Annotated in this window: 15 protein-coding genes; 7 read left to right on the plus strand and 8 right to left on the minus strand. The window is 71.1% G+C overall.

Annotation, left to right across the window (positions count from 1 at the left end):
• From KBI44_18060 to mfd, 3 genes are all read right to left on the minus strand, one after another.
• Nucleotides 1–578: SurA N-terminal domain-containing protein (locus KBI44_18060; protein ID MBP9146389.1), on the minus strand; the 578-nt coding region annotated here is incomplete at its 3' end.
• The gene (locus KBI44_18065) at nt 565–1425 is read right to left on the minus strand and encodes a peptidylprolyl isomerase (protein ID MBP9146390.1); all 861 of its coding nucleotides are present in this window, start codon (nt 1423–1425) and stop codon (nt 565–567) included. The genes KBI44_18060 and KBI44_18065, both read right to left, overlap by 14 nt.
• On the minus strand, nt 1422–4886 hold the full coding sequence (gene mfd, locus KBI44_18070; protein ID MBP9146391.1) for a transcription-repair coupling factor: 3465 nt from the start codon (nt 4884–4886) through the stop codon (nt 1422–1424). Before mfd ends, KBI44_18065 begins: the two co-directional genes overlap by 4 nt.
• A 281-nt stretch (nt 4887–5167) precedes the next feature.
• On the opposite strand from mfd, the gene KBI44_18075 reads away from it, so the two are divergent.
• The 5 genes from KBI44_18075 to KBI44_18095 are packed head-to-tail and all read left to right on the plus strand — an operon-like array spanning nt 5168 to nt 11465.
• Nucleotides 5168–5449 (plus strand): NAD(P) transhydrogenase subunit alpha, encoded by a 282-nt coding sequence (locus KBI44_18075; GenBank protein ID MBP9146392.1) that lies wholly within the window; start codon nt 5168–5170, stop codon nt 5447–5449.
• A gap of 10 nt (nt 5450–5459) precedes the next feature.
• On the plus strand, nt 5460–7040 hold the full coding sequence (locus tag KBI44_18080; protein ID MBP9146393.1) for an NAD(P)(+) transhydrogenase (Re/Si-specific) subunit beta: 1581 nt from the start codon (nt 5460–5462) through the stop codon (nt 7038–7040).
• Nucleotides 7041–7069: 29 nt separating this feature from the next.
• Nucleotides 7070–8410, plus strand: a complete 1341-nt coding sequence (locus KBI44_18085) for a threonine/serine exporter family protein (GenBank protein MBP9146394.1) — start codon at nt 7070–7072, stop codon at nt 8408–8410.
• The gene (locus tag KBI44_18090; GenBank protein MBP9146395.1) at nt 8410–10125 is read left to right on the plus strand and encodes a protein kinase; all 1716 of its coding nucleotides are present in this window, start codon (nt 8410–8412) and stop codon (nt 10123–10125) included. The genes KBI44_18085 and KBI44_18090 overlap by 1 nt, the downstream gene beginning before the upstream one ends.
• Nucleotides 10122–11465 carry a hypothetical protein gene (locus tag KBI44_18095; protein MBP9146396.1) on the plus strand — a complete coding sequence of 448 codons (1344 nt, stop codon included), beginning with the start codon at nt 10122–10124 and terminating at the stop codon, nt 11463–11465. Before KBI44_18090 ends, KBI44_18095 begins: the two co-directional genes overlap by 4 nt.
• Nucleotides 11466–11497: 32 nt before the next feature.
• Here the strand turns inward: KBI44_18095 and KBI44_18100 are convergent, their stop codons facing one another.
• From KBI44_18100 to KBI44_18120, 5 genes are all read right to left on the minus strand, one after another.
• Nucleotides 11498–12055 carry a hypothetical protein gene (locus KBI44_18100; GenBank protein MBP9146397.1) on the minus strand — a complete coding sequence of 186 codons (558 nt, stop codon included), beginning with the start codon at nt 12053–12055 and terminating at the stop codon, nt 11498–11500.
• A 94-nt stretch (nt 12056–12149) separates the two neighbouring features.
• Complete coding sequence (locus KBI44_18105) at nt 12150–12653, minus strand: biotin/lipoyl-binding protein (GenBank protein MBP9146398.1); 504 nt, start codon at nt 12651–12653, stop codon at nt 12150–12152.
• A 2-nt stretch (nt 12654–12655) separates the two neighbouring features.
• Entirely contained in the window at nt 12656–14182 is a 1527-nt protein-coding gene (locus tag KBI44_18110; GenBank protein ID MBP9146399.1) for an acetyl-CoA carboxylase biotin carboxylase subunit, read from the minus strand.
• A gap of 88 nt (nt 14183–14270) precedes the next feature.
• Nucleotides 14271–16796: a hypothetical protein gene (locus KBI44_18115; GenBank protein ID MBP9146400.1), complete on the minus strand. Its 2526-nt coding sequence runs from the start codon at nt 16794–16796 to the stop codon at nt 14271–14273.
• On the minus strand, nt 16793–19039 hold the full coding sequence (locus KBI44_18120) for a hypothetical protein (protein MBP9146401.1): 2247 nt from the start codon (nt 19037–19039) through the stop codon (nt 16793–16795). Before KBI44_18120 ends, KBI44_18115 begins: the two co-directional genes overlap by 4 nt.
• Before the next feature lie 49 nt (nt 19040–19088).
• On the opposite strand from KBI44_18120, the gene KBI44_18125 reads away from it, so the two are divergent.
• A complete protein-coding gene (locus KBI44_18125; protein ID MBP9146402.1) occupies nt 19089–19961 on the plus strand; it encodes a decaprenyl-phosphate phosphoribosyltransferase in 873 nt (290 codons plus the stop codon).
• Nucleotides 19951–20969: hypothetical protein (locus KBI44_18130; protein MBP9146403.1), on the plus strand; the 1019-nt coding region annotated here is incomplete at its 3' end. The genes KBI44_18125 and KBI44_18130, both read left to right, overlap by 11 nt.

A 20969-nucleotide genomic window follows, 5' to 3' on the forward strand; every position in this document is an offset into this window, starting at 1 on the left:
ACGATCTCCTGCACCTTGGCCTTGGCTGGAACGCGGAACTCCTCCTGGCGCTCGCGATAGGTGCGCTGCAGCCATTCGTCGTCGACCTCCACCTTGGCGCGCACCTCGCGCTGGATGACGGCGTTGACGCGGATCGACCTCGACGTGCGCTCGCGGAAGTCCTCGAGCGACATGCCGGCGCTCCGCAGCGCCTTGGCGAAAGCGTCCTCGGTCGTGAGACCCATGCGGTTGCGGGTCGCGTCCATGGCCTCGTCGAGCTCGCCCTTCGAGGGTTCGATGACCAGCTGCCGGGCGCGCGACAGGAGCAGCATTTCGTCCAGGATCTCGCGCATCGTCGCCTTGCCGGCATCCGCCTCGAGCTGCTGCCTCTCCTCGAGCGCGAGCTCGGACTCCTGGATCGCCCGAACGCGCGCCGACTTGCGCTCGCGATAGTCGTAGTAGGTGCTGATCTCGTCGTTGACGCGCAGAATGATGGCGTTCAGATCCTCCGCGAAAAGCGGCACGGCAGCGGCGCCGGGGAACGCCGACAACACCAGGACGGCACAGACGGTTCGCTTCACGAACTCAACGCTCTTCATGCGGCCTCGATATCGGGAAGGATCCCCGGTAGTTGAACGGCAGGTTGCGGTCGTACACCACGACAGTGTAACGGCTCTGCGCATCGGCGAACAGGGCTTCGAGACGCCTGTCGGCGCTCTCCTGCCGGAGCCGCTGACGAATCTCGGGTTCGACCTGGGCGAGGGTGGGGCTCTCGGCGGGCCAGCGCTCGACCACCTGGAAGAGGTGAAAGCCGTAGTCGGCGGCGAGGACGTCGCTCACCTTGCCCACCTCCAGGCGGAAGATCAGATCCGCGAACGCCGGCGGCAGCTCGTCGCGCGCCAGGATTCCCTGGTCGCCGCCGGCCGGCGCCGAGTCCGGGACGCTGACCTTGCGGAGCACGCCTTCGAAGGGCAGGCCCGCGATGAGCTCGCGGCGCGCGCGTTCGGCCACCAGCCGGTCGTCGACGAGAATCTGGCGCAGATGCACGCGCGCCGGCCGCGCGAACTCGGGCGAGTGGGCGGCGAAGTAGGCCGCGATCTCGGCCGCGGTCGGCTCCGGCGAAGGGCTCGCGGCCAGGAGCGGCTCGACCGCCGCGGCGGCCGGCACCGTGGCGTCGATCAGATTGCGCTCGCGCGCCAGCATGGCGAGCATCTCCTCGCGCACGAACTGGTCGAAGAGCCGGGTCAGCACTTCGCTCGCGAGGCCGCCGCCGGACTCGCCGAGATTGCGCTCCAGGTAGGCCTCGAACGCCGCCGCCTTGAGCTCGCGAGGGCCGACCTTGGCCACCAGGTCCGGAGAGGGCAGCGGCTGCCGCTGCCGGCAGCCTGCGGAGCACAGCGCGGCGAGCGCGAGACCCAGCCACGCGACCGTCGCGGGCCTTCTCACGCCGCGAGCTCCGCCAGCACGCCGCGAGCCGCGTCGATGACCGACATCCCGGCGGGGAGATCCAGCGTGAGCACGCCGGTCGGGCTGAACGCCGCGCCGGCGCGGGTCGAGACGTAGCGGATCAGGCGGTCGACATCGATTCTCGCGTCCCGGCGCAGACGGAAGATCAGCTGGCCCCCGCTGGCCGAGATCGCCTGCACCCGCAGGGCCTCGGCGGCGCGCTTCAAGTCGACGAGGTCGAGCAGCGCGAGCACCGCCTTCGGCGGCTTGCCGAAGCGGTCGGTGAGCTCCTCGAGCAGCTCCTGGCGCGGCAGCTCGGCGGTGGCGAGCTTGCGGTAGATCTCCATGCGCAGGTTCTCGTCGGTGATGTAGTCCTTCGGAATCGTCATCGTGAGCGGCAGGTCGAGGGCCACGCTGGGGCCCTCCTCCACGGTGTCGCCCTTGAGCTCGCGCACGGTCTCTTCGAGCATCTTGAGATAGGTCTCGATGCCGAGCTCGGCGATGTGACCGCTCTGCTCGCCGCCGAGGAGATTGCCGGCGCCGCGGATCTCGAGGTCGCGCCCGGCGATGCGGAAGCCGGCTCCCAGCTCGGTGAACTCGCGCAGCGCCTCGAGCCTTCGGCGCGCCTCCTCGGTGAGCGGGGCGTCCGGGGGAACGAGCAGGTAGCAGTACCCCAGCTCGCGGCTGCGGCCGACCCGGCCGCGCAGCTGATAGAGCTGCGCCAGGCCGAAACGGTCGGCGCGGTGAATGATCATCGTATTCACGGTCGGAATGTCGATCCCGTTCTCGATGATCGTCGTGGCGAGCAGCACGTCGTACTCCCTCGCCGTGAAGGCGTGCATGCGGCGGTAGAGCTCGCGCTCGTCGAGCTGGCCGTGGCCGATGGTGATGCGCAGACCCGGGATGAGCTCGCGCAGGACGCCCGCCATCTGCTCGATCGATTCGACCCGGTTGTAGACGTAGAACACCTGTCCGCCGCGCTGCAGCTCGTATTCGATCGCCTCGCGGACCAGCTCCTCCGAGAACGGCAGCACCGCGGTCTCGATCGCCATCCGGTCCTTGGGCGGCGTTTCGATGACCACCATGTCGCGCACGCCGGCGAGCGAGAGCTGCAGGGTTCTGGGCAGCGGCGTCGCCGACATGGCGAGCACGTGCACGTTCTTCTTGAGCTGTTTCAGGCGCTCCTTCTGGGCGACGCCGAAGCGCTGCTCCTCGTCGACGATGACCAGGCCGAGGCGATCGAACTCGACATCCTTCGAAAGCAGTCGATGCGTGCCGAGCGTGATGTCCACCTTGCCCGCGGCGATCCGCGTCTTCAAGTCCTTCAGGTCCTTTCCGACCCGCAGGCGCGAGATGCGCTCGATGGTGACCGGAAAGCCCTCGAAGCGCCGGGTGAAGACCTCGAGATGCTGGTCCGCCAGGATCGTCGTCGGCGCCAGCACGGCGACCTGGTAGCCGGCATCGACGGCACGGAACGCGGCGCGCATGGCGACCTCGGTCTTGCCGAAGCCGACGTCACCGCACAGCAGCCGGTCCATCGGCTTCGATTGGCCGAGATCCTCGAGGACGACGGCGATCGCATCGGCCTGGTCGGGCGTCTCGTCGAACGGGAACGCCGCCGCGAACTGGCGTTCGAGGTCGGTCGAGCCGGCGAGGATCGGCGCCCGGGCGAGCTGGCGTTCGGCGTAGAGCTTGAGTAGCTCCTCCGCCATGTCGCGCATGCCGGTACGGACCTTCGACTTGGTCTTGTTCCAGGACGAGCCGCCGAGCTGGTCGAGCCGCGGCGCGATGCCTTCGATGCCGCTGTACTTCTGGATCAGATCGAGGCGGGCGAGCGGCACGAGAAGGCGCTTGCCGCCGGCATAGAGGATCTCCATGACCTCGTTGTCGGCGGTCGCCGGCCCGGCGAGCTTGCGCATCGAGGCTGGCAGCGCCGCCGCGCCATCGCCGCCAGGAGCGGCGCCGCCGGGCCCGCCGACCGAGCGCAGCGCTACGAACTGCCCGATGCCGTGGTCGTTGTGGACGACATGGTCGCCGACCTTGAGATCGCGCAGCGTCGCGAGGAACGGCCCGAAGCGACCCTTGCCGCGCTTGCCCCGGGCCATCGGCCGGGGCAGGAGCTGCGTCTCGCCGTAGATCGCCACCCCGGCGGCCGGCAACCGATAGCCGCGTTCGACCTCCCCTGTGACGATCTCGACGCCGCCGCGCCCGAGGACGACGTCGCGCCCCTCGAGGAGCTCGCCCAGGGCGGCGTGGCGCTCCTGCGGCGCGACCAGCAGGAGGCGCTCGCCGCGCGCCCGGGTCGCCGCGACCTCGTTGGGAAAGCGCGGCAGCTGGCCGTGGAAGAGATCGGTCGTGAGCACGCCGAAGTCGACCGCTTCGCCCGGAGCCGCGAGCGGCACCACCTCCGCCTTCGCCCCTTCGACGAGCGCCAGCACCGCCTCGACCGGATGCTCGAGCAAAGCCGGCTCGAGCGCGAAACGCTGATGCTCGCGCCGCGCCGCGAACTCCTCCGCCAGGCGCTGGCCGTGATGAGTCACTTCGGCGGCGAGCGCGGCCGGATCGAGGGCCACCCAGAGGGCGTCGGGCAGAAGGTCGGCGAGCGTCAGGGTGCGCGGGGCGAGGAGCGGCAGGAGGTTCTCCCAGCCCGCGAACTGCCCGCCGTCGGCGAGGGTGGCGAGGTGATCGCGGGTCTCGCGCCCGGGCTCCTCGCCCGCCACGTCGGCAAGCACTCTGGCGAGCCTGCGGGCGGAATCCGGCCCCTCGGGGAAGAGCGCCAGCGGCAGGACCGCGGCCTCGCGGAGCTCGTCGTGCGATCGCTGGGACTCGACCTCGAAGCGCCGGAGGCTCTCGATCTCGTTGCCGAAGAGGTCGAGCCGCAGAGGCTCCTCGTCGCCGGCCGCGAAGAGGTCGAAGACGCCGCCCCGCACCGCGAAATCGCCGACCTCGCCGACCAGATCGACGCGCCGGTAGCCCAGCGCGGTCAGCCGGAGAGCGAGCTCGTCGAGGTCGATCTCGTCGCCGCGGGCGAGCCGGACCGGCGAGAGACCGGAGGCCTCCGGCAGCCGCCGGAACAGGGCGCGCGGCGTGACGAGCAGCGCCCGCAGGCGGCCCGCGAGGGCATCGGCGAGCGCCGTGACCTCCTGGGCGCGCACCGTCAACGAGGCCTCGGCCTCCTGATAGGGCGAGAGCGAAGGCGTCGCGAAGTAGCCGCCGACCCCCTCCCCCGCGACCAGGCGAAGGCTCTCGAGCCAGGCGAAGGCGTCCGACTCGTGCGGCACGACGACCACGACCGGCCGTCCGACCTGTTCGGCGATGAGGTCGAAGACCCAGGCGGCGGCCGCCGGCGGCAGACGCGTGGCGCGCCCACGCCCGGCGGCGAGGTGGGAAGCGAACGAGGTGAAGAGCGGGTGTTCGGCGATCCGCAGGGAGAGTTCCCCCCACGGCGCGGGACGCATCATGCCCCTGAGTCTATCGAAGCTCCGGCCCTGCCCGCCGGTCCCGGCCGGAGCGCGATCTCCCCGACCCGACGGGTGGTCTGGGCTCCGGAAAGCCTGTGGTAGGTTGCCTTCGTGCTCCGAAACGGCTCCCCCAAAGGCTCGGGCGGGGTCACTTCCCGGGGCGAGCCGGCTCGATCGCGGGCACTCCCCTCGACCGCCGGTTCCTGCAGGGCAGCGACAGACCGATCTACCGACCGCCGCTCCCGGTTCTCCGGCCGCCGGCGTGACTTGCCGGAGGGTTCATGAGTTTCGTCACCGCGCTCACCGTTTTCGTCCTCGCCATCTATGTCGGGGTCGAGGTCATCAACAGAGTACCGCCGACGCTCCACACACCTCTGATGTCGGGTTCGAACGCCATCTCGGGTATCACCGTCGTCGGCGCGCTGATCCTCGCCGGCCAGCCCGACGTGCCCGAGCTGGTCCACATCCTCGCCGGCGTCGCCGTCGCCTTCGCCATGATCAACGTCGTCGGCGGTTTCGTGGTCACCCACCGCATGCTCGGCATGTTCCAGAAGAAGCGCTGAGGTCGCCGCCATGCAAATTCAAGATCTCCGCGACCTCGCCTATCTCGTCGCCGCCGTCCTGTTCATCATCGACTTGAAGTGGATGGCGCATCCCAAGACCGCGGTGCGCGGCAACTACGTCGGCGCGCTCGGCATGGCGATCGCCATCGGCGCGACCGTGCTCGGCCAGGAGATGACCTGGACGTACATCCTGATCGGCGCCGGCGTCGGCTCTCTCATCGGCTGGCTGATGGCGACCAAGGTCAAGATGACCTCGATGCCCGAGATGGTCGGCATCCTGAACGGCTTCGGCGGCGGCGCCTCGGTGCTGGTCGGGGCCGCAGCCCTCATCGGAGCGCAGCAGGCGCTCGCCACGGGCACCGGCATGGGATTGCAGGAGGAGATCGCCACGGTGTTCTCCGCCCTCATCGGCTCGGTCACCTTCTACGGCAGCTATGTCGCCTTCGGCAAGCTCGCCGAGTTCCTGGCCGTCAAGTGGAAGCTCAAGGGGTGGCAGACGGCAGTCAAATACGGCTTCGCGGCCGTGACCGCCCTCATCGGCATCGTCTACGGCGTCCGGGTGGGCGTCATGAGCCCCACCGCCAGCGACCGTGACAAGTTGATCGGCTGGCTCACCGCCGCGACCTTCGTGCTCATCGGCTGGCTGCTGACGATCAAGAAGGACCGCTTCCCGGGGATGGACGTCTGCAAGTGGCTCGCCGCCGCGGCGAGCCTCGGGCTCGGCGTGATGCTCGTCCTCGACCCGTCGAACATCCCGCTCTACTGGCTGCTCGCCGCCGTCTCGGGCCTGCTCGGCGTGCTGCTCACGATCTCGATCGGCGGCGCCGACATGCCGGTCGCGATCGCGCTCTTGAACTCCTACTCCGGCCTCGCCGGCGCCGCGACCGGTTTCGTCATCGGCAACTCGGTGCTCATCGTCGCCGGCTCGCTGGTCGGAGCCTCCGGCATCGTGCTCACCCAGATCATGTGCAAGGCGATGAACCGATCGATGGCGAACGTCCTGTTCGGCACGATGGGCCCGACCGCCGAAACACCCGACGCCGATGAGGTCTACAAGACCGTCAAGGCGACCTCGGCCGAAGAGATCGCGATCATGCTCGACGGCGCGCAGCACGTCGTGATCATCCCCGGTTACGGCATGGCGGTCGCCCAGGCGCAGCACACCGTGCGCCAGCTCGCGGGGCTCCTCGAGGAGAAGGGCACCAAGGTCGAGTACGCCATCCATCCGGTCGCCGGCCGCATGCCGGGCCACATGAACGTGCTGCTCGCCGAAGCCAACATCGAGTACGAGAAGCTGCGGGAGATGGACGAGATCAACGGCGAAATGGACCAGGTCGACGTCGCCATCGTGGTCGGTGCCAACGACGTGGTCAACCCGGTCGCCGAGACCGATCCCAAGAGCCCGATCGCCGGCATGCCGATCATCCAGGCCCACAAGGCGAAGACCGTGATCGTCATCAAGCGCAGCCTCTCGCCCGGTTTCGCCGGCATCCCCAACCCGCTCTTCGCCGCCGACAACTGCCTGATGTACTTCAACGACGGTAAGAAGGCGATCCAGGACATCATCACCGCGGTCAAGGAGGCCTCGTAGCACCTCTTCCGGCCGACGGTTCGCAGGGCGTGCCCACCGGGAGGGACGAGAGCTCCGCCGCCGTCTTCCTCGTCCGGCTCGGCCGCGCCCTGCACGAGGCCGGCTTCTCCGCGCCACAGCTCGAAGCGGCGCTCGCCAGTGTCGCCCAGCGCCTGGCGGTGCCGGCACAGTTCTTCTCCACCCCGACCTCGCTCTTCATCGCCTTCGGCGAAGGCGCCACGCAGCGCACCCATCTCGAGCGGGTGAACCCCGCCGGGATCGACCTCGGACGATTAGCCGACCTCGAAGGGCTGCTCGAACGGGTGCGCGATGGCCGGACCTCGCCCGCAGCGGCGAGTGCCGAGATCGCCGAGATCGCACGGCGTCCCCGGCGCTACAGCCGCAAGCTCACCTACTTCTGCTGGGGACTCGCCTCGGCGACGAGCGCGGTCTTCCTCGGCGGCTCACTGCGCGAGGTCGCGGTGGCCGGCTTCGTCGGCCTGGTGACCGGCCTCGCCGCCTTCCTCGCCGAGCGCCGGCCGGCGGCGGAGCGGCTCTTCGTGCCGGTCGCCGCCGCCTTCGCCGCCTTCACCGCGGCGGTGGTGGCGCAGCTCGCGCCGCCGCTCTCGGTCTACATCGCCACCGTCGCCGGCCTCATCGTGCTGCTGCCGGGCTACACCCTGACCGTCGCCCTCTCGGAGCTCGCAGCGGAACACCTCTCCTCGGGCACGGCGCGTTTCGCCGGTGCGCTGGTGACGTTCCTGATGATCGGCCTCGGAGTCGCGATCGGCGGACGTCTGGCTGTCGCCACCCTGGGGGCGATGGTCGCCTCGACCGATCCGGCTGCGGTGACTGCAGCGGCAGCAGCGGCCGCTGCCATCTCGCTCGGCCCGCCGGCCTGGCTGCAGATCGCGGCGCTGCTCCTCGCGCCGCTCGGGCTCGCGGTCCTGCTTCGCGCGCCGCGCACCGAGATCCCGTGGATCGTCGTCATCGGCGCGGTGGGCTATTTCGCCGGCAGGCTCGGCGCCGAGATGCTCGAGCCCGAGGTCGGCATGTTCGTGGGCGCCCTCGCGGTGGGACTGGCGAGCGGCCTCTACGAGCGCTTGCGGCGCCTGCCGGGCTCGATCCCGCTGGTGCCGGGCATCCTCATGCTGGTGCCAGGCTCGATCGGCTACCGCAGTTTGACGGCGCTCCTCGCCGAGGAGGTCGTGCCCGGCATCCAGACCGCCTTCCGGATGCTCCTCGTCGCGGCCTCGCTGGTCGCCGGCCTCCTCATCGCCGCCGCCCTCACCGTCGAGCGCCGGGACCGCAGTGGTCGCGGCGATCGCAGCGATCGCAGCGATCGCGGCGGCAGCGGTCCCCTCGCCGGCACCTCGGCAGGAGCAGGCTGATGGCCGCGCCTGCCGAGATCGGCAAGTACCGGATCCTGCGCGAGCTCGGCCGCGGCGCCATGGGAGCGGTCTATCTTGCCGAGGATCCGTTCATCGCGCGACGCGTGGCGATCAAGGTCATGCGCCCCCAGGTCGAGGAGGGGGAGGAGCGCTTCCTCCAGGAGGCGCGAACGATCGGCTCGCTCTCGCATCCCAACATCGTCCTGCTCCACGACTTCGGCTTCGCCGGTGAGCTGCCCTACCTGGTGATGGAGCACGTCGAAGGGACGATCCTCGATCGCTGGCTGTCCGAACCCCACGGCGCCGAGGCTCGTCTGCGCGTGCTCGCGGGTCTCTGTCGCGCGGTCACCTACGCCCATTCGCGCGGCGTGTTGCATCGCGACCTCAAGCCGTCGAACGTACTGGTGCGCTCGGATGGCGAGGCCAAGCTCCTCGACTTCGGGATCGCGCGGGTCGAGAACACGCGCATGACGGCCACCGGCGTCGTCCTCGGCACCCCCGAGTATCTCGCTCCGGAGCTTCTGGGCAGCGGAAAGTTCTCGCCGCGGTCCGACATGTACGCGCTCGGTCTCGTCGCCTACGAGCTCTTCGGCGGTCGCAACCCGTTCGGTGCCGACACAGTGGCCGCCTGCCTGCGACGGGTGCTCGAAGTCGAGCCCGCACCGCTCGCCGCATTCTCCTCGGCGCCGGCCGGGGTCGCCACGGAGGTCATGCGCTGCCTGGCCAAAGATCCGCAGGTCCGTCCGGAGAGCCCCGAGCGCCTGCTCGCGGCGATCGGGGGGGTCGAGCGGGTCGAGCGGGCCGAGCCGGCGCTCGCCGCCGGCCCCGCACCGGCGCCCGGGCCGGCGATCGCGACTTCGCCGACGACCCGGATGGAGACCGGCACGACCGAGGCCCGACCGAAAGGACGGACGCGGCCGCTGCGGTGGACCGCCGCCGCAGTCCTGGTCGCCGCCGGTCTCGGCGCGGCCTACTGGCTCCTCGGACCGCCCCCTGCGCCGCCCCCGGAGTCGCGAGAGAAAGCGCGCGAAACGGCGGACCGGCCGGCCGGCTCGTCGCGCGACGACGGGCCGCCGATCCCGGTCGCGCCCGCTGCGGTCGTCAGCACCGATCCGGCAACCGCAAGCATTCCGCCGCCGCCTTCGCGAACCCTCGCCTCCGAAGCAAAGAGCGCCGCGTCACCGGCAAGGTCCGCGGTCTCGCCACTCCCGGCCGCCGGCGACGCCTCGAGCGCCAGCCCGGTCGAAACACCCGCGGGCGCACCGGCGCTCGAGGAGATCGTCGCGCGTCCGACCCCTGCGGAGTCTGCGCCGGCACCAGCGGCAACGGCCACCCCGACGGCCCCGCCGGAGACACCGCCGCAGGGCAGTGCCGTCGTTCCGGCTCCTGCCGTCCTTTCGGAGTCGCCGTCCGGTGCGCCTCCGACCGTCGCCCCTCGCCTGATTTCGATCGCTCCAAAGTCTCTGCGGCGAGGCGCTGGAGTCACGGTGCGACTGCGCGTAGAACCGCTCCTCGACGGCTGGAGCGTGCAGTTTCGCCGCGGCGGCAAGAGCACCAGCCAGATCCGGGTCCTGCGTTCGAAGCGGACCGGCGCCACTGACTTGGAGCTCTCGGTCTTGCCCGAGGAGGACGCTCCGATCGGTACCTACGCCCTGGTCCTCGTCGACGCCTCCGGCAAGATCACGAACGCGCTCTCCCTCGAGGTCGACCTATGAGAAGCCTCGCGCTGGCTTTCCTTTCGAGCCTGATGCTCGCGCCCGCCCTTTTCGCCTCGCCTCCCACCCCGGATCCGGCGAAGACGGCGCTCGCGGCCGAAGTGCAGGCCTTGCGCCAGAACCTGGCGACGCTCGCGGCGGAGGTCGCCGCGCTCAAGGCGGCGGCGACTCCCGGCCTCGAAGCGCGCGTCGCCGCGACCGAAGCCGAGCTGGCGAAGTTCGGTGCGGCACTGGCGGGAGTCGAGACCCGGCTCGCCGAGCTCTCCGAGTCCCAGGCGATGACAGCGGAGACCCTCGGGTCGATCGAGAGCGCGGAGACGCGGGCGATCCACCTGACCACTTACGGCACCTTCGCCGTCGAAGACACGTCGCGCAGCAACTCGACGTTCGACGCCGAGTCGCTCGAGCTCGTACTCTCGGCGCAGCCGCATCCGCGCCTCGGGCTCTTTGCCGAGCTCGAGTTCGAGCGCGCCGCCGCCGTCGGGGGCGAGCGCGGGGGGGAGGTCCTGCTCGAGCAGGCCTGGGCGAGCTTCCGACTCACCGATTGGATGAGCCTGCGGGCCGGCGCGCTGCTGGTGCCGTTCGGCAACGTCAACGTCGACCACTACGCTCCGAATCGCGACGTCATCTCCAAGCCGCTGGTCTCCTACGTGGTGGCACCGTCGGACTGGACCGACAACGGCCTCGGCCTGTCGGGGACCGTGCTGCTCGGCGGCGAATGGGTCCTGCGCTACGACACTGCGGTCGTGGCGGGTTTGGACGAGGACGTCACGGCGCTCGGCACGCGGGCGGCGCGCCAGCCGTTCGGTGCCGACAACAACAACAACAAAGCGCTGGTAGGGCGGCTCGGATGGAAGTACGGAGGCGCCTTCGAGCTCGGCATGAGCGGCTATGACGGCGCCTACGACGACGATGGGCAGCTGCCGCTGTCGGGCTGGGCCGTGGACGCCCTGGCGGTCGTCGGCCCGCTGCGCCTGACCGGCGAGTTCGACCACTTCGCGGCCGGCCAGGCCGTCGGGCCCGACGCCCGGCTCGAAGGCTGGTACGTCCGCGCCGCCCTCGACCTCTTCACCCGCCTCCTGCGCAGCGGGCGGCACGGCGAGCTCTTTCCGGAGGCGCGGGTCTCGCTGGTCGGTCAGGTGGAGCGCGTCGATCTCGCCGGACCCCTCGAGGGTACCTGGGAGGAGAACAGCGAAGAGCGCCTGACACTCGGGCTCAACTACCGTCCCGCGAGCTCGTGGGTGCTGAAGCTCGACCGCGAGTGGCGTCGCGCGCCCGACCGGGCGCTGGTCTTCGGCGACGAAGAGGCCTGGCTCGGCTCGATCGGCTTCGTCTTCTGAGGCGCGGCTGCGTCGGAACCGGGCGCCGCGCTTCAGGGCTTGGAAGTGGCGGCCGGCGCCGGATGCCGATAGAGCCCGTCGAAGGCGGTCGTCCAGCTCTTGCCACCGTCGGCGGAGACCTCCCAGTGCTGGCGCACCGTGCCGTCGGGGTTGGGCGTCCAGGTGATGCGGCTCGTCTGCTCGCCGCCCTGCGGCCCGGGCTGCCGGCCTTCGAGCACCATGCTGCCGCCACGCATCCCGCCCTCGAGCGCCAACAGACCGCCCTGATTGTCGACCCAGGTCTGGTGCCACACCTTGCGCGGCGCGTCGTACATGTTGAAGCTCGAACCTTCGTACTGGCCACCGCCGGCCCAATACTCCTCGCGGATGCCGCAGGCACCGAAGAGCTTCGTGATGCGGCTCTTGTTCGTCGGCTTTCCCGGCACCTCCACCTGCCACTCGCCGAGCCAGAAGTCGAACTGGCGATGCTCGACGCCGCTGCAGGGCGCTGGCGGCGGGCCGGCCGGCTGCGCCGGCGCAGGGGGCGGCGCGCTTGCGAGGACGAAGGCACAGAGAATCGCGGCGTGCAGGGTGGATGCGGACGGATTCATGCTCTGGCCTCCTCGACCCGGACGGAAACGGTGGAGTCGTTTCCTGAAGGTACGTCCGGGAGTCGCAGAAGTTCCGCCAGGAACTGCCGGGAGGTCAGTCGACTTCGACCAGGGGATCGCCGCCCTCGACCGCTTCGCCGGCGGTGACGAAGACCCGGCTGACGAGCCCGGAGCGCTCGGCCTGGATCTCGTTCTGCATCTTCATCGCCTCGAGCACGATCATCGGCTGTCCGGCTTCCACCCGGTCGCCGGGCTGCACCCGCACCTCGACGACCCGTCCGGGCATATAGGCCTTGACGACCCGCTTGCCCTGCTTGCCGGCCTCGCCGCGCGAAGTCTCTGCGAGATGAGTGAGCGGGTCGACCAGCTCGATTTCGAACGAACGGCCGCGCCAGTCCACCGCATAGGCGCCGTCACCGACGCGGACGACGGCGAGCTCGTGGCTCACCCCCTCGACGATCAGACTCAGCACCCAGGGTCCGAGCGCCCGCGTGTCGACATCGTGGCGGACGCCGCCGATCTCGACGACGTAGCGGCCCTGATGCCGATCGACCGTGAGCGGCGCGCTCTTGCCGGCAACGCGGCTGACGAGCTGCATGTTCAGTTCCCTCCGCCGGGACGAAGCGCCGCCTCGCGCGCCGCCGACCGCCAGCCGCCGCGGTGTGCGGCGCCTTGCGGCAGCTCGCTCACCTGCCGCTGGCTGCGTTCGAAGTGGACGATCGCCGCCGCGATGAGGGCGATCTCGGGCATCTCGTCGCCCCCCGGCGGAGCGAGCTCGCCGCTCTCGAGCACGCGGTCGAGCCAGTGAATGTCGAACCGCGCGGCGCGGAAGTCGGCGTTCGCAAGGAGCGCCTGGAACAGCGGCACGTTGGTCCGGATGCCGACGATGCGCAGTTCGTCGATCGCCCGCGCCAGCCGCTGCATCGACTCTTCGCGGTCGCGCCCCCAGACGATGAGCTTGCCGATCATCGGATCGTAATGGATCGAGATCTCGGAGCCGCCGTAAACACCGGAGTCGTTGCGAACTCCCGGGCCCTGCGGCAGCCGCAGGCGCTTGATCCTGCCCGGCGACGGGGCGAACTTGCGGAACGGATCCTCGGCGTAGAGGCGGACCTCGATCGCATGCCCGTGCGGCTCGACGTCATCGAACTCGGGTCCGAGAGGCTCCCCCTGCGCGATGGCGAGCTGGGCGATGACGATGTCGAGGCCGGTCACCATCTCGGTCACCGGATGCTCGACCTGGAGGCGGGTGTTCATCTCCAGGAAATAGAAGTTGCCGGCGGCGTCGAGCAGGAACTCGCACGTGCCGGCGTTGGTGTAGCCGACCGCCTTCGCCGCCGCGACCGCCGCCTCGCCCATCCGGCGGCGCAACTCCGGCGACACCACCGTGGAAGGCGCCTCCTCGACCACCTTCTGGTGGCGGCGCTGGAGCGAGCACTCGCGCTCGCCCAGGGAAACGACCTTGCCGTGGTGATCGCCGAGCACCTGGATTTCGATGTGCCGCGGTCGCTCGACGAACTTCTCGAGGAAGACCGAGTCGTCGCCGAACGACGCTCCGGCCTCGGTGCGCGCCAGGCGGTAGCCTTCGGCGAGCTCGGCATCGCTCCTCGCCACGCGCATCCCCTTGCCGCCGCCACCGGCCGAGGCCTTGAGGATCACCGGGTAGCCGATCTCCGCGGCGCACGCCGAAGCCGCCGCGAAGTCCACCAGAGCCCCGGGCGAGCCCGGCACGACCGGCACCCCGGCGGCGATCATCCGGCGTCGCGCCTCGACCTTGCCGCCCATTGCCGCGATCGCCTCCGGCGACGGACCGATGAAGACGATGCCGCGGTCGCGGCACAGGCGCGAGAACTCGGCGCGCTCGGAGAGGAAACCGTAGCCGGGATGGATCGCGTCGGCGCCGATCTCCACGGCCAGATCGACCAGCGCCTCGGCCTTGAGATAGCTCTCGCGCGATGGCGCCGGCCCGATGCGGTAGGCCTCATCGGCCGAGAGCACCGCGAGCGACTCGCGGTCGGCGTCGGAATAGGCGACGGCGCCGACGATCCCCTTCTCGCGCAGCGCGCGCAGGATGCGAACGGCGATCTCGCCACGGTTGGCGATCAGGACTTTGCGGAAACGGGTCACTCGGCTCTCGCGGTTTCCCCGGCTCTCCCGGCGGGCGTGCGACGCATGGCTGGCGCTGGCTTCGACGCCGCGAATGCTACCACCCGGGTCACTCCCGTTCGTGGCCCCCGGCGCTCTGCGCCGCCGTCCGGGGGACGCGCACCGAACGCAGCACGAGCACGAGGAGCACGAGGCCGAGCGCGGCGAGGCCGAAGCCCGCGGCGAGCGGACGGCGGTCGATCCAGAACCGCACCCGGTGGCGACCCGCCGGAAGCGCGACACCGAGGCGCGCGACCTGCGCGATCAGCGTCGGGGCGGGCGCGCCGTCGATCGCGACGCGCCAGAGCGGCAGCCAGGCGCGGCGCACGAAGAGCACCCCTGCGGCCGGCGCCTCGACCTCGACGACGACCTCCTCGCTGCGGTTCGCGACCAGCCGCGCCGACGGGCTCTGCGCCGCGCCAACTGCCACGCCCGTGTCGGCGCTCCCCGAAACCATCTCGCGCACGCCGCCGCTGCCCGGAACGACCGCGGTGCGGTGCGGATCGAACGCCGGGTCGAAGATCGCCTCGAGCGCGGCGTTCATCTGTGGCGCAGGGATGACCCGGGTCGCGAACTCGACCTCGCGCGCACGGTCGGCGAGCTCGTAGAGCCGCACGGTCTGGCCGAAGTTCCGGTCGGCGGCGATCTCGCGAACCTGGTCGCGCGCCTCCGGCGCGAGCTCGCGGTCGAGCAGAAGGTAGTCCACCCCGAGGGCCTCGAGGAGATCGATCCGGCGCCGGTCCGGGAAGCCCTTGATACCGACGGTGATCGCCTGGGTGAGGAAGCTGTCGAGACCCTCGGGCGAGATCGCGAGCTCCGCCCGCAGCCCGTGCAGGAGGGCCGCGAACGGATAGAGCTCGCGCGCCGAACGCCGCGTCAGCCAGAGGATGCGCCCGTCGGGATAGGTGCCCTGCGACATCGTTCCCGGCCGGAAGAGGTCGAGGTTGGCTCCGTGCACGACGACGCTGCCGGCGGGAATCGCCGCGAGGAGGGGCGGCGGCTCGAGGTACGGCCCGACCTCGTCCATCGGCACGGCGGGCAGCATCGCCCAGGCCTGCGTCGCGGCGTGCAGCCAGACGAGGCCGCCGGCCGCGAGCAGGGGCGCCCGTCGGCCGAGACGCAGGAGCAGGAGAGCGACGACGAGCAGCGCGATCGAGAGCAGCGCCAGTCCCTGGAGACGCACCAGCGCGCCAGCGAGGATCGGCGCCGGGAGATTCGGCTGCAGCAGCGAAGCGAGTCCGCCGGCGACCGCGCGCGGCGCGCCGATCGAGAACGCCAGCAAGAGCGCGAAGAGGGCCGCGAAGAGGGCGAGGAGGCGCTCGACCCGCCGCCGGCCGTCGGCCATCGCGCTCTCGAAGCCGAGCCCGCAGAGCAGGCTCCCGCCGACCGCGCCGAGCAGCCAGAACTTCGCCGGGAAGCGCAGGAGCCTCCCCCAGGGCAGACTCCAGAGCCCCTCGACGAGCGGGTTGAAGCGGCCGAGCGCGAAAAACAGCGCCACCGCGATCGCCCCGGCACCCCACAGCGCCGCCCGGCGTCGGCCGTCGGGGATCGTGGCGGCGGCGACGCTGCCGGCAGGGGCGGTATCGGCGGCATGGGCGGCATGGGCGGCATGCGAGAACTTCGCGGAGGGGAGGGCACGCGCGGCGCCGGCGACGGCGAGCGCCAGGGCCAGCAGGCCGGGATAGAGAGTGAAGAGCAGCGGCGGATAGCCGTCGAACTGCTGGGGTGCGAGAACCTCCGTGAGGCTCGGCCGGCCGAAGAAGAACGGGAAGAAGAGGTCGGCGAGATGCGCCGGGCGAAAACTCCCGACGATCGCCGGGGCCTCACCGAAGGCGGCGTTGCTGCGGAAGGAGTGCGGCAGGATGCGCGCCATCTCGACGATCTGCGGCGCCGCGAGGAGCGTGCCGGCGGCGAGCCCGAGCCCGAGCCGCAACCCGCCGGACGAGAACGCTCGCCGGCCCGCGACCAGGGCGAGCGCCCCGCCGGCGAGGGCCAGAGCGAGCAGGGCGAGGAGCGGCTCACCCCCCAGCAGGAGCAGCGCCCAGACGACCGCCGCCGCCGCGAGCCCGCGCCGCCCTGTGGCCGGCGACTTGCCCGGCGCCGTTTCGAGCACCGCCGCGACGAGAGCGGGTGCGAGCGCCGCGGCGGCGACGGTGTTGTAGAGGTTCAACTGGCTCGTGAAGTAGCCCGAGAAGGCGTAGACCGTCGCCGTCATCCAGGCCGCGGGCGGCGGAAGGCCGAAGGCGCGCGCCATCCAGAACGCGGCCCCGAGGGCGACGAACCAGTGCAACCAGAAGTGAGCGTTCAGCGCCCAGAGCGTCGCCTGCCCGCCCGTGCCCAGGAGAAGCAGCAGATTGTCGGGATAGAACGGCAGGGCGTTGAGGTTGCCCGCCAGCGCCTGTCCGCCGGCGCGCAGCGTGTCGACGAGCGGCAGCTCGAACCGGCGCAGACTCTCGCCGAGCGCGATCCGGTCGAGCAAGTGGGTCTGCAGGACGTCGCGCAGGATGAGGGTCTGCCGCCCGGTGGCGAGCGGCGCCACCAGCCAGGCGAGGAGGAGCACACCCGGCAGGGCGAAGAGGGGCGCGAAGCGCTTCACGGTCGGCGTCCGCCGACGAGGAGGGCACAGCCAGCGACGAGCAGGCTGACGATGCCGGCGATCGCCTCGGGCCGGCTCGACGTCCCGATCCGGATCTCGTGCCGCCCGGCCGGCACTTCGACGCCCAGGAGAACCAGGTCGACCGGCAGCGTCGCGAGCCGCCGGCCGTCCTCGAGCCGCGCCTCGAGGATGGGGAAATAGGCGCGCTGCACGACGAGGAGGCCGCCCGCGCTCGCCACCGCGAGGTGCAGACGGTCGTCCTCGACGGCGAGGATCTCCACTCGCCCCTCGGGGTGGTGCTCGACCGCGCGACTCGCGACCGCGGTCGCGAGCGGATCCGGCAGGCGATTCACCATGCCGAGCGCCGCGATCGGCGACGCCGCCGCCAGGACCTCGCGGGGCCAGAAGGCGAGCGGCGCCGGATCGGGAATCCGGTAGAGCTCGTGGCGACGCAGGTACGTCTCGGCGGTCACCTCCTCGAGCGGCGGAGGCGGCTGGCCGTCCTCCGCTCGCACCAGCCAGGCGGCACCGAGCAGCCGCAGCCACTGGATCCGCGCCGGCCAGCCGAACCGCGCGAGATTGTCGTTGAGCAGCGCCTGCAGCGGCGAGAAGATGCCGTCGAGGTCGGGCGCCAACGGATAGGTCAGACCATGGAGCGCCCCGGTTGCCGGATCGAGCCCGAGCCGAGCATCGCGCCAGCCCTCGGCGATCGACTCGGCGGCGCGCATCGATTCACTCCTGGTCCACGGCGGAAAGGCGTTCGAGACCAGTGCCACGGACCGGGTGCTCCCCAGCCGCTCGACCCAGGGCGCCGGCGGCGCCAAAGCGTCGACCCGGTCCGTGGCGACCATCGGCGCGAGCTGCAGCAGCGCCAGCGCCTGGAGCCCCACCAGCGCGACGCCGCAGCGCCGCCCGATCGCCCATGCGGCTCCCGCGGCGAGCAGCGCCGCGCTCGCGCAGCCCAGCAACCACAGCGTCTGCTGCGTGGCAGCGACCCCGTCGGAGCCGGCGCCGAGCTCCGCGACGAACATCGCCCGCACGGGACCGCGCCACAAGAAGAGAGCGCCCGCGGTGCAGGCCGCCAGGCCGGCGCCAACCGCCAGGCCGAATACGGCGCGCCCGCGCCCATCTTCGGGCGACTCCCTCCGGCCCCCGGCCTCTCCCGACCTCAACAGGCGATCGACTCCCCAGCCGGCGAGGAGCGCCGCGCCGACCGTCGTCCACAACAGGAGCTTCTGCGGATAGCGGAAGAGGCCGCCGGAGAGCTTCAGCAGGAGCTCGCCCGAGTGCCCGCCGACGATGGCGAGGAGCAGGCTCGCGCCGACCAGCAGCGCCCAGCGCCAGCGTTCACGCAGCGCCCAGAGGGCGACCGCCAGCGCGACGACGCCGAAGTACAGCGAGTAGATGTAGGGCGTGATCGGCGTGACGTTCGACCAGTGGCCGAAGCGCCCGAGCTCGGAGGGCCACCCCCAGGGCAGCGGCAGGAAGAGCTCCAGCAGCCGCGGCACCTGCAGGGCATGGTTCGCGGCCTGCGCCGCGAGCAGCCCATGCGCCCCGCGAAAGGTGAAGCCGAACGTGCGCGCCGCCGCCACGACCTGCGGCAGCGCGACGAGCAGACCGAGCCCGCCGACTGCGGCGGAGGCGGCGAGCCCCCGCTTCCAGCCGTGGCGCTCGACCGCCACCAGCGCCATGAGCACGACGGCGAGAGCGGCGGTGACCGGCTCCCCCGAGAGCAGCATCAGGCCGCAGGCGACTCCACCCCAGAGCGTTCCGCGCCGGCCGCCGCGCGCCAGCCCCCAGAGGACGAGCGGCAACCAGGCGGCGACCGCGATCAGGTTGTAGAAGGAGAGGCAGGAAAGAACGTAGCCCGAGCCGGCGTAGGTGAGGGCCGCCATGGTCGCGGCCAGCCCGCTCTGGTCGAGCTCCCGCGCCAGTTTGCGGAAGGACAGAAAGGCGAGCAGCCAGTGCAGCACGTAGTGTGCGTTGAAAGCGCTCCAGAACGGCAGGAGAAGGTAGAGGAGATTCCCGGGATAGTAGGGCAGGGCGTTCGGATTGCCAGCGAACGGTTGGCCGAGCGCCCGGGTCGTATCGAACGCCGGGACGCTTCCATGGGCGAGAGCCGCTGCACCGTAGGCCTTCATCGGAAGGTGCGTCGTCAGGACGTCGCGCAGGATGAGGGTCTTCTCGCCGAGCACCAACGGCAGGGCGAAAAACAGCCAGCTCGCGGCCAACGCGACCAGCAAAAGCCGCTCGCCTCGGTGTCCGGCTGTTCGCGCGCTTAGAATAGCCGCCATGCTCTCCGCCCTCCTTCGCTCCCTGCGCCCGGCGCAGTGGGTGAAGAACCTCTTCGTGCTCGTGCCGCTCGTCTTCGCGCACCGGCTCGATCGCGTCGATCTCGCCCTGCGTTCTGCGGCGGCTTTCGCCGCCTTCTGCGCCGCGGCGAGCGCCATCTATCTGCTCAACGACCTGCGCGACCGCGAAGCCGACCGCCTGCATCCGGTGAAGCGCCTGCGGCCGATCGCCGCCGGCCTTCTCGGCGCTCCCGCAGCCCTCGCAGCCGCCGTCCTCCTCGCCGCCGCCGCCCTCGCCGTCGCCTGGCGTCTCGGCCCCGGCTTCTCCACCTGCCTCGGCATCTACCTCGTTCTCAACGTACTCTACTCGCTCGGCCTCAAGCGCCTCGTCATCGTGGACGTGATGACGATCGCGCTCGGCTTCGTCCTGCGCGTCGAGGCGGGCGCGCTGGCGATCGGCGTCGAGGTCTCCTCCTGGCTGCTGTTGTGCACCATCTTCGTGGCGCTCTTCCTCGGCTTCGCCAAGCGCCGCCACGAGCTCGCCCTCCAGCCGGTGAGCGGTACCTCGACGCGGGCGGTGCTCGAGCATTACAACCTGACCTTCGTCGACCAGATGATCAACGTGGTCACCGCCTCGACCGTGGTCTCGTACGCCCTCTACGCCGTCGACCCCGGCACGGCCGCCCGCCTCGGCACGCCGTATCTCGTCGCGACCGTGCCCCTCGCCCTCTTCGGCATCTTCCGCTTTCTCTTCCTGCTCTACCAGAAGTCCGACATCGCCAGTCCGACCGAGGCCATCCTCCATGACCCGCCGTTCCTCATCAACCTCGCGCTCTGGGGAGTCACCGTGCTCGTCCTGATCTATGGCACCTGAGCAGCGGGTAGGAGACGGAGGGCGGCAGAGCGACGGGAGCGAGCGCCGCGGGCGCGGCCGGCGGTTCGTCCTGGCCCTGCTCTTTTTCGCATCGGGCGCCGCCGGGCTGATCGATCAGGTGGCTTGGCTGCGCTACCTCTCGCTGGTCTTCGGCAACACGACGCTCGCCACCGCGACGCTCCTCGCCGTCTTCATGGCCGGCCTCGGGTTGGGGGCCTGGCTCTTCGGCCGTCTCGCCGACCGCACACCGCGACCGTTGACCCTCTACGCGCTGCTCGAGGTCGGCATCGGGCTTTTCGCGATCTTCTCGCCGCGCTTCTTCGAGGGGATGACCGGCGTCTATGTCGCCGTCGAGAGGGCAACAACCGGCGCCGGCGGCGGCGAACCCTGGAGTTTCGTGCTGCTGCGGATCGGGCTCGCCGCCCTCTGCCTGCTGCCCCCGACCCTGCTCATGGGCGGCACGCTGCCGCTCATCGTCCGCGGACTGCGGCTGGCACCCGACTCGGCAGTGGAAGAACCCGCTGCGGCCCGCCGGCCGGAGCAACAGATCGGCAGCGACACCGCCATGCTCTACGGCGCGAACACTTTCGGCGCGGTCTGCGGCGTCGCCGGAGCGGGCTTCCTGACGATTCCCCTCTTCGGCCTCCATGCCAGCCTGCTGCTCTCGGCGGCGCTCAACTTCGCCGCCGCGCTCGGCGCCATCGCCCTCGCCGGGCGGCCCGGCGCTCCCGCCGCAGCCGCCGCAGTCGTCCACCGTGCAGGCGCCGCCTTCGCGGGCGCTTCCGGAAGGGTACGGCCCGACCGGCAGCTCCTCTTCGCGGCGGCGCTCATGGGGGCGACCAGCCTCGCCTTCGAGGTCCTCTGGACGCGCATCCTCGTCTTCTATCTCGGCTCGAGCGTCTACGCCTTCAGCCTCATGCTGCTCGGCTTCCTGCTCGGGATCGCCGTCGGCAGCTTCGCCATCGGACGGGTGGTCGACCGCCTCGAGCGACCGCTCGCCCTGCTCGC

Source organism: Thermoanaerobaculia bacterium, from assembly GCA_018057705.1.
GTDB lineage: Bacteria > Acidobacteriota > Thermoanaerobaculia > Multivoradales > JAGPDF01 > JAGPDF01.

Bases quoted from the DNA above. Each gene is read 5' to 3' on its own strand.
- KBI44_18075 (MBP9146392.1), top strand. From the start codon at position 5,168: ATGAGTTTCGTCACCGCGCTCACCGTTTTCGTCCTCGCCATCTATGTC.
- KBI44_18125 (MBP9146402.1), top strand. From the start codon at position 19,089: ATGCTCTCCGCCCTCCTTCGCTCCCTGCGCCCGGCGCAGTGGGTGAAG.
- KBI44_18090 (MBP9146395.1), top strand. From the start codon at position 8,410: ATGGCCGCGCCTGCCGAGATCGGCAAGTACCGGATCCTGCGCGAGCTC.
- KBI44_18105 (MBP9146398.1), bottom strand. From the start codon at position 12,653: ATGCAGCTCGTCAGCCGCGTTGCCGGCAAGAGCGCGCCGCTCACGGTC.
- KBI44_18095 (MBP9146396.1), top strand. From the start codon at position 10,122: ATGAGAAGCCTCGCGCTGGCTTTCCTTTCGAGCCTGATGCTCGCGCCC.
- mfd (MBP9146391.1), bottom strand. From the start codon at position 4,886: ATGATGCGTCCCGCGCCGTGGGGGGAACTCTCCCTGCGGATCGCCGAA.
- KBI44_18100 (MBP9146397.1), bottom strand. From the start codon at position 12,055: ATGAATCCGTCCGCATCCACCCTGCACGCCGCGATTCTCTGTGCCTTC.
- KBI44_18080 (MBP9146393.1), top strand. From the start codon at position 5,460: ATGCAAATTCAAGATCTCCGCGACCTCGCCTATCTCGTCGCCGCCGTC.